We start from the raw sequence: 7,240 nt of genomic DNA on the forward strand, positions 1-7,240 counted from the left end.
CTCGGCGCCGGACCGGGACGTCGCCCAGGTGGACCCGCGCCCGGCCGTCGCCGCGGCCCCCGCGCCGCAGCCGCAGCCACCGGCCCCGCAGGCGCCGGTCGTCGTCACGCCGGCGCCGGAGACCGTGTACGTGCCGGTGCCCGCGAAACCGGCGCCGAAGCAGGCGCAGGTGCCGGCGAAACCGCAGCCGAAGAAGCCGGTGCCGGACGAAGAAGCCGAGGCGCGGGTCGATCTGCCGCCGTCGGCCACCCCGCCGTCGACCACCAATCCCATCCAGGCGTGGGTCAACGTCGCCCAAAGCATGATGCAGCGCTACGGCGGCCGCTGACCTCAGGCGCCGGACCAGAGGTACTCGTGCTCGGGGCGCCCGGTGGCGCCGTAGCGCAGCCGCATCCGGACCGTGCCCGACTCCGCCAGCGCGGTGAGGTACCGCTGCGCCGTCGCCCGCGCCATGCCCAGCTCCCCGGCCACCTCCGCCGCCGACAGCGGGCGGCCCGCCTGGCGCAGCTGCTCCGAAACCAGCCGGGACGTCGCCGTCGACTGGCCCTTCGGCGCGGACGTGCGGTCCTGGTCATGCAGCACCCGGTACGCGCGGTCGACGTCGTCCTGGGCCAGGGCCCGGTCCGCGGCGAGCAGGCCGCGGAAGCGCGCGTACGACGTCAGCCGTTCCGCGAGCTGGCGGGTGGTGAACGGCTTGATCAGGTAGTTCAGCGCGCCGGCCCGGATCGCCGCGGCCACCGACGCGCTGTCGGTCGCCGCGGACAGCACGATCGTGTCGGTCTGGAGTTCCGGGAGCACCGCGAGGCCGGACTCGTCGGGGAGGTAGACGTCGAGCAGGACCAGGTCCGGCGCGAGCTCCCGGACGCGGGCACGGGCCTCGGCGGCGGTGTGCGCGGTGCCGACCACCGCGAAGCCCGCCACCTCCTCGACGAAGCCGGCGTGCACGCCGGCCACCCGGAAGTCGTCGTCGACGATCAGCGTGCGGATCATTCGTCCTCCGTCAGCATTCCGGGCAGTTTGGCGACGAACAGGGCACCCGTCTCGCCTTCGCCGGGGCCGGCCAGCCAGACGTCGCCGCCGCGGGCGCGGGCGGCCTGCCGGGCGAGCGCCAGGCCGAGGCCGTGCCCGGGCGCGATCTTCGTCGAGACGCCTTCGTCGAACAACGTCCGCCGCAGCTCGGCAGGCACGCCGGGGCCACTGTCCACAACGGACACGTGCAGCGTGCCGCCCTCGGCGAGCAGCCCGACCTCGACGGTCGCCGGCCGCCGCGGGCCCATCCGGGCGGCGTGCAGGGCGTTGTCGACGAGGTTGCCGATCACGGTGTTCGCGGCGATCGGGTCGGTCACCGTCGCCGGCACCCAGCTGTCCTCGGCGAGCTTCAGCGTGAGGCCCTTTTCCTGCGCCTGCTCGGTTTTGGCGACGAGCAGCGCCTGCAGGTACGGGTCGGCGACGGCGTCGCCCAGCTCGCTCGGCCGCGCCGACGACGAGTCCGTCAGCGTCTGCAGGTACTCGACGGCTTCGGCGTGGTGCCCGAGCTGGAGCAGCCCGTAGAGCGTGTGCAGCCGGTTCGCGAACTCGTGCCGCTGGGCGCGCAGGCCGTCGGACAGGGCGCGGATGCCGTCGAGCTCACGGGTGAGCGAGTCGAGGTCGGTGCGGTCGCGGAAGGTGAGCACGGTGCCGATCGGGCGGTCGTCCAGGCGCACGGCCCGGGAATTGATCACCAGCACCCGGTTCCCGGCGACGGCGAGCAGGTTGTCGACCGGCCGTCCTTCGGCGACGGCCTTGTGGACCCGCGGGGAAAGCGACAGCTCGGACATCGTCGCGCCGATCGGGAGTTCGGTGCCGAGCAGGCGTTCGGCTTCGTCGTTGCGGACCGAAACGCGGTTCGCCTCGTCGACGGCGAGCACCCCCTCGCCGATCCCGTGGAGCACGGCTTCGCGTTCGTAGAGCAGTTCGGTGAGTTCGTGCGGTTCGAGGCCGTGCGTGACGCGTCGCAGCCGCCGGTTGAGCAGCGCCGACGCACCCGCGCCGAGCAGCAACGCGCCGCCCGCGAAGAGCAGCGTGTACACGAGCAGCTGGTTGAACGCGCTGATCGGTTGGGCCACCTCGAAGCCGACGCTCACCTCACCGACCACGCGCGCGCCTTGCCGGATCGGGGTCTTGCTGCGGACGGAAAGCCCGAGCGTGCCGCTCTGCACGGCGCTGACCTCGTCGAACCCGGCGAGCGCTCGCTCCGGCGACGTGCTGACCGGTTTGCCGATCTCGGACAGCGTCGGGTGGGCGAGCCGGATGCCCTTGTCGTCGGTGATGACCACGAACAGTGCGTCGTTGGCGTCCGTGACGGCGAGGACGCGTTCTTCCAGCGGGCCGCCGGGGAGCTTCGCGGCCGCGTTCGCGACGACGACCGGGTCCGCGGCGACGGACTTCGCGATGGCCAGCGCGCGGCGGCCGTACTGGTCGGTGAGGGTGCTGCGCAGCAAGACGCTGACCAGGGCGACCCCGAGCCCCACGACCAGGGCGACCACGCCGATCTGCAGCAGCAGCACCTGCCTGCTGAACCGCATCCGCGGGAAGAGCGCCCACTTTGGCATGGCGGGGACCATACCCCCAGGTCAAGCCCGTGCGCTAAACGAGCAAAACATTCAGAACGCGCAGCTCCCACGCAGAACGTCGACAAGCTTCACCTGGGCGCCACGCCTGCTTAACGTCCCTTCCCAACGTGACAGGCACCACGTGACGAAGGAGTCACCTCCCCATGGTTCCCCCACTGATCGAACTCACCGGAGCCACCAAACGGTTCCCGAGCGGGTCCGGTTCCGTGCACACGGCCGTCCGCGATCTGACCATGTCCGTCCAGCCCGGCGAGTTCGTCGCCGTCGTCGGTCCCACCGGCTGCGGCAAGTCGACGACTCTCTCGCTGGTCTCCGGGCTGCAGCCGCCGTCGGCCGGCCGGGTCCGGGTGAACGGCGAGGACGTGAAGTCCATTCCGGACGGGGTCGGCTACATGTTCCAGACCGACGCCGTGATGCCGTGGCGCTCGGTGCTGGAGAACGTCGCCTCCGGCCCGCGGTTCCGGGGGGTGCCGAAGGCCGAGGCCCGCGCGCAGGCCGTCGACTGGATCGACCGCGTCGGGCTCGCCGGGTTCGAGAAGTACTACCCGCACCAGCTCTCCGGCGGGATGCGCAAGCGCGTCGCGCTGGCCCAGACGCTCGTCACCAAGCCCAAGATCCTGCTGATGGACGAGCCGTTCTCGGCGTTGGACGTCCAGACGCGGGCGCTGATGCAGGACGAGCTGCTGCGGCTGTGGTCCGGGTCCGGTGCCGCGGTGATCTTCGTGACGCACGACCTCGACGAGGCCATCGCCCTGGCGGACAAGGTCGTCGTGCTGACGACGTCGCCGGCCACCGTGAAGGACGTCTTCGAAATCCCCCTCGACCGACCGCGGAAGGTCGAGGACCTGCGGCTCACCGAGGAGTTCCGCAAGCTCTACGCGGACATCTGGGAATCACTGCGCAGCGAGGTCGACAAGGCCCGCGAGAAGGGAGCCACCAATGTCGCTTGAGACCCCGGCGGCCCCGTCGGCCGCTCCCTTGCCGGTCCTCGAAACCGAGCAGGACATCCTGGCCCGCGCGAAGCAGGCCTCCTCGAAGCGCAAGCGCAACATCTGGCTGCTGCGCCTGGCGATCGTGGTCGTCTGGCTGGGCAGCTGGGAGCTGACCGCGACGTACTGGATCGACCCGTTCTTCTACTCGAAGCCGTCGAAGATCTGGGAGCGGCTGGTCGAGTGGTTCAGCGCGGGCACCGACTTCGGCTCGATCTGGTACCAGATCCTGGTGACCGTCGAGGAAGCCGCGATCGGCTTCGTCATCGGTGCCATCGCCGGGGTCGTGTTCGGCGTGGTCCTCGGCCGCAGCTCCTACCTCGCGCAGGTGCTGGCGCCGTTCATCAAGGCCGCCAACGCCCTGCCGCGCATCGTGCTCGCCGCGCTGTTCGTCATCTGGTTCGGGCTCGGGCTGTCGTCGAAGGTCGCGACCGTGGTCGTGCTCGTGTTCTTCGCGGTGTTCTTCAACGCCTTCACCGGCGCCCGTGAGGTCGACCGCAACCTGATCGACAACGCCCGGATCCTCGGCGCGACCCGCGGTCAGGTGCTGAAGTCGATCGTGCTGCCCAGCGCGACGTCGTGGATCCTGTCGTCGCTGCACGTGGCGTTCGGCTTCGCGCTGATCGGCGCGGTCGTCGGCGAGTACACCGGCGCGAAGGCCGGCATGGGCTTCCTGATCGCCAACGCGCAGGGCACGTTCGACACCGCGGGCGTGTACGCCGGGATGCTGATCATCACCGTCGTCGCGCTGCTGGCCGAGTGGGGAATCGGCACGCTGGAAGGCAGGCTGCTGCGGTGGCGCCCGCCGTCCGCCTCCGAAGCCGCGCACGGAGTGGTCTGACATGCGTCTCAAGAGGACAGTCGGCGTGGTGGCCGCGCTCGCCGTCACCCTGGCCGGGGTCACCGCGTGCCGCGACTCGCGGGAGATCTCGCTCGGCACCACCGGCCAGCCGCACATCAAGATCATGGTCGGCGGCCTGTCGAAGGTGATCTACCTGCCCGGGCAGCTGGCTCAGCAGATCGGCGCGTACAAGAAGCAGGGGCTGGACGTCGAGCTCTTCGACCAGCCGTCCGGGGCGAACGCCGAGACGTCGCTACTGGCCGGCGAGGTGCAGGCGGTCGTCGGGTTCTACGACCACACGATCGACCTGCAGGCCAAGGAACAGTGCATCGAGAGCGTGGTGCAGTTCGCGAACGTGCCGGGCGAGGCCGAGATGGTCGCGACCAAGAAGGCGGGCGACCTCAAGTCGGGCGCGGACTTCAAGGGCCGCAACCTGGGCGTCACGTCGCTGGGTTCGTCGACGGACTTCCTGACCAAGGCGCTGGCCGCGCGCGGTGGCGTCAGCTCGAAGGAGTACACGCCGGTGAAGGTCGGCGCCGGGCAGACGTTCATCTCGGCGATGAACCAGGGATCGATCGACGCCGGGATGACGACCGACCCGACGATCGCGCAACTGACGAACACGGGCCAGGCGAAGGTGCTCTACGACATGCGCACGGTCGAAGGCACCACGGCGGCGTTGGGTGGGTTGTACCCGGCGAGTTCGCTGTACATGGGCTGCGAAATCGTGAACCGGTACCCGGACATCGTGCAGAAACTGGCCAATGCGTACATCGAGACCCTGAAGTGGATTTCGGCGCACACACCGGAACAGGTCGCCGCGATGATGCCGCCGTCGTTCGCAGGTGGGGACAAGGCGCTGTACGTGAAATCGCTCCAGGACAGCCTGCCGATGTTCACCAAGGACGGCCGGATGGACCCCGCGGGTGCGCGTAACGTGCTGAAGGTGCTGGGTGAGTCGTCCAGCAACGTCAAGCCGAAGAAGGACAAGATCGACCTGTCGAAGACGTACACGACGAAGTTCGTGGACGCCGCGCACGCGCAGGCCGCGCAGTAGCCCCGCTCACCTGACCGGGCGGTAGGTGAGCGACATGGACCCGTGAAGACCTCTTCCCCCGCGGAGGTCTTCACGGGTCTTTTCGTTCAATCCGGCGTAAATCCGGCAAATGGTGACCATTTTCCGGAATGTGAAGACCCTTCGAAAGTAGCTACCCTCTCCGCGGCGCTGATCCAACACTTGGACACACGGCTTTACCGGTCCCCTCGGTGAACGGAGTTCCTCATGTCCAAGGTTCTTTCGTCGCGCGCTGTCCGCGTCCTCACGGCGGCGGCCGCGGTCGCGGCCGGCCTGGCTGTCTCGGGCACCGCCCACGCCGCGGTCGAGTACGGCGCACACCTCCACGGCCACCAGTTCTCGGGCGGCAACTGGGGCGGGTACGTCAGTTTCGGCAGCTTCACCACGGCGACGGCGAGCTGGACCGAACCGACGGTGACCTGCCGGTCGAGCAACGACCTCTTCGCGCCGTGGGTCGGCATCGACGGTGACGGATCGTCCACAGTGGAGCAGACCGGGGTCGAGACGGACTGCTCCAGCGGCCGCGCGGTGTACTCGGCCTGGTACGAGATGTACCCGGCCGCGCCGGTGTACTACAACGTGTCCGTCGGCGCGGGCGACCACATCACCGCGACGGTGACCCGCACCACCACCAACACCTACCGGCTGGACCTGAGCGACACCACCAAGGGCTGGACCAAGACGGTCACGAAGTCGCTGACCTCGAAGCACGCGTCGGCGGAGGCGATCATCGAGTCGCCGACCGACTCCTACCCGACGATCTCCGGCGGGATCACGTTCACCGGCGTCAAGTTCAACGGGACGAACCTGGCCTCGACCAGCCCGTCCGCGCTGAACGCCGACGACCGCGGCACGAACACCTGGATCCCGGGTGCCATCGGCTCCGACGGCCAGAGCTTCACGATCTCGCGGCACTGAGTCACTTCAGGTTGTTGATCGCCCACGCGACGACCATCACCGCCAGCACCAGCGACACGACGGCCTGCAGCATCATCGTCATCTTCGCCCAGATCCGCAGGGGCATGACGTCGGTGGGGCTGAAGGCCGCCGCGTTGGTGAACGAGAAGTAGAGGTAGTCCAGGTAGGACGGTTCCCAGTCCTGGTGCGCCAGGTCGGGATCGGCCATCTGCGGGAACTGCAGGTCGGGGAACACCGCCCGGCCTGCAGCCCGCTTGCCCGGGCCACCGCGGTCGAACTCCCAGTACCAGAGCGAGAAGGCGACGATGTTCGTCCAGTAGACGATTCCGCCGGTGACGAGCACCGCGCCGGCCCGATCGCCCGTCGTCCCGGCCGCGATGCCGTAGACGAGCGACCCCGCGGAGCCGGCGTTCACCACGGTGACGGCGGCGACCAGCAGCAGCGCGATCGTCCGCTCCATCGCGCTGAAGTGGGTCATCCGCCCCGGGTTGGCCAGCAGCAGCGCCACCACCAGCAGCCCCGAGACGGCGGGCAGCAGCCACCGCGGGTGCAGCGCCATGTCGTCCGGCAGGGCGACCTGCAGCACGAGGGTGGCGACGACGACGCCCATCGCGGGCCAGCGGGTCTCCCCGGAGGTCCGGCGGCGCCAGGCGGGCAGTGCCTCTTCTGTCACCTGCCCACGTTAGGTCCCCACCGCCCGCCCGGCCACCCGGCCCCAAGCGCCCCAATGTGGCCTTCGGTGCGTTGAACGCACCGAAGGCCACATTGGGTGCGTTGAACGCAACCAAGGCCACATTGGGGCGCT

7 protein-coding genes and 1 pseudogene are annotated in these 7,240 nt (G+C 69.6%); 5 read left to right on the plus strand and 3 right to left on the minus strand.

Annotation, left to right across the window (positions count from 1 at the left end):
* A pseudogene (locus tag AB0F15_RS44440) lies at positions 1-328 on the plus strand (hypothetical protein); the annotation flags it as partial.
* Positions 329-330: 2 nt separating this feature from the next.
* Here the strand turns inward: AB0F15_RS44440 and AB0F15_RS44445 are convergent.
* Both AB0F15_RS44445 and AB0F15_RS44450 read right to left on the minus strand, forming a co-directional pair.
* Complete coding sequence (locus AB0F15_RS44445; RefSeq protein ID WP_360283888.1) at positions 331-990, minus strand: response regulator; 660 nt, start codon at positions 988-990, stop codon at positions 331-333.
* Entirely contained in the window at positions 987-2,564 is a 1,578-nt protein-coding gene (locus tag AB0F15_RS44450; protein ID WP_360283898.1) for a sensor histidine kinase, read from the minus strand. Before AB0F15_RS44450 ends, AB0F15_RS44445 begins: the two co-directional genes overlap by 4 nt.
* A gap of 191 nt (positions 2,565-2,755) precedes the next feature.
* Here AB0F15_RS44450 and AB0F15_RS44455 point away from each other — a divergent pair, with 191 nt between their 5' ends.
* The 4 genes from AB0F15_RS44455 to AB0F15_RS44470 all read left to right on the plus strand — a co-directional run bounded on the left by AB0F15_RS44455 (position 2,756) and on the right by AB0F15_RS44470 (position 6,435).
* Entirely contained in the window at positions 2,756-3,562 is an 807-nt protein-coding gene (locus AB0F15_RS44455; protein WP_360283890.1) for an ABC transporter ATP-binding protein, read from the plus strand.
* Positions 3,552-4,442: an ABC transporter permease gene (locus AB0F15_RS44460; RefSeq protein ID WP_360283892.1), complete on the plus strand. Its 891-nt coding sequence runs from the start codon at positions 3,552-3,554 to the stop codon at positions 4,440-4,442. The genes AB0F15_RS44455 and AB0F15_RS44460 overlap by 11 nt, the downstream gene beginning before the upstream one ends.
* Before the next feature lies 1 nt (position 4,443).
* Entirely contained in the window at positions 4,444-5,499 is a 1,056-nt protein-coding gene (locus tag AB0F15_RS44465; RefSeq protein WP_360283894.1) for an ABC transporter substrate-binding protein, read from the plus strand.
* Between the two features lie 225 nt (positions 5,500-5,724).
* Positions 5,725-6,435 (plus strand): G1 family glutamic endopeptidase, encoded by a 711-nt coding sequence (locus AB0F15_RS44470; protein WP_360283896.1) that lies wholly within the window; start codon positions 5,725-5,727, stop codon positions 6,433-6,435.
* Position 6,436: 1 nt separating this feature from the next.
* Here the strand turns inward: AB0F15_RS44470 and AB0F15_RS44475 are convergent, their stop codons facing one another.
* Positions 6,437-7,045 (minus strand): hypothetical protein, encoded by a 609-nt coding sequence (locus AB0F15_RS44475; protein WP_360283900.1) that lies wholly within the window; start codon positions 7,043-7,045, stop codon positions 6,437-6,439.
* Positions 7,046-7,240: the final 195 nt, after the last annotated feature.

It is taken from the genome of Amycolatopsis sp. NPDC026612 (assembly GCF_040638285.1).
Taxonomy (GTDB): domain Bacteria; phylum Actinomycetota; class Actinomycetes; order Mycobacteriales; family Pseudonocardiaceae; genus Amycolatopsis.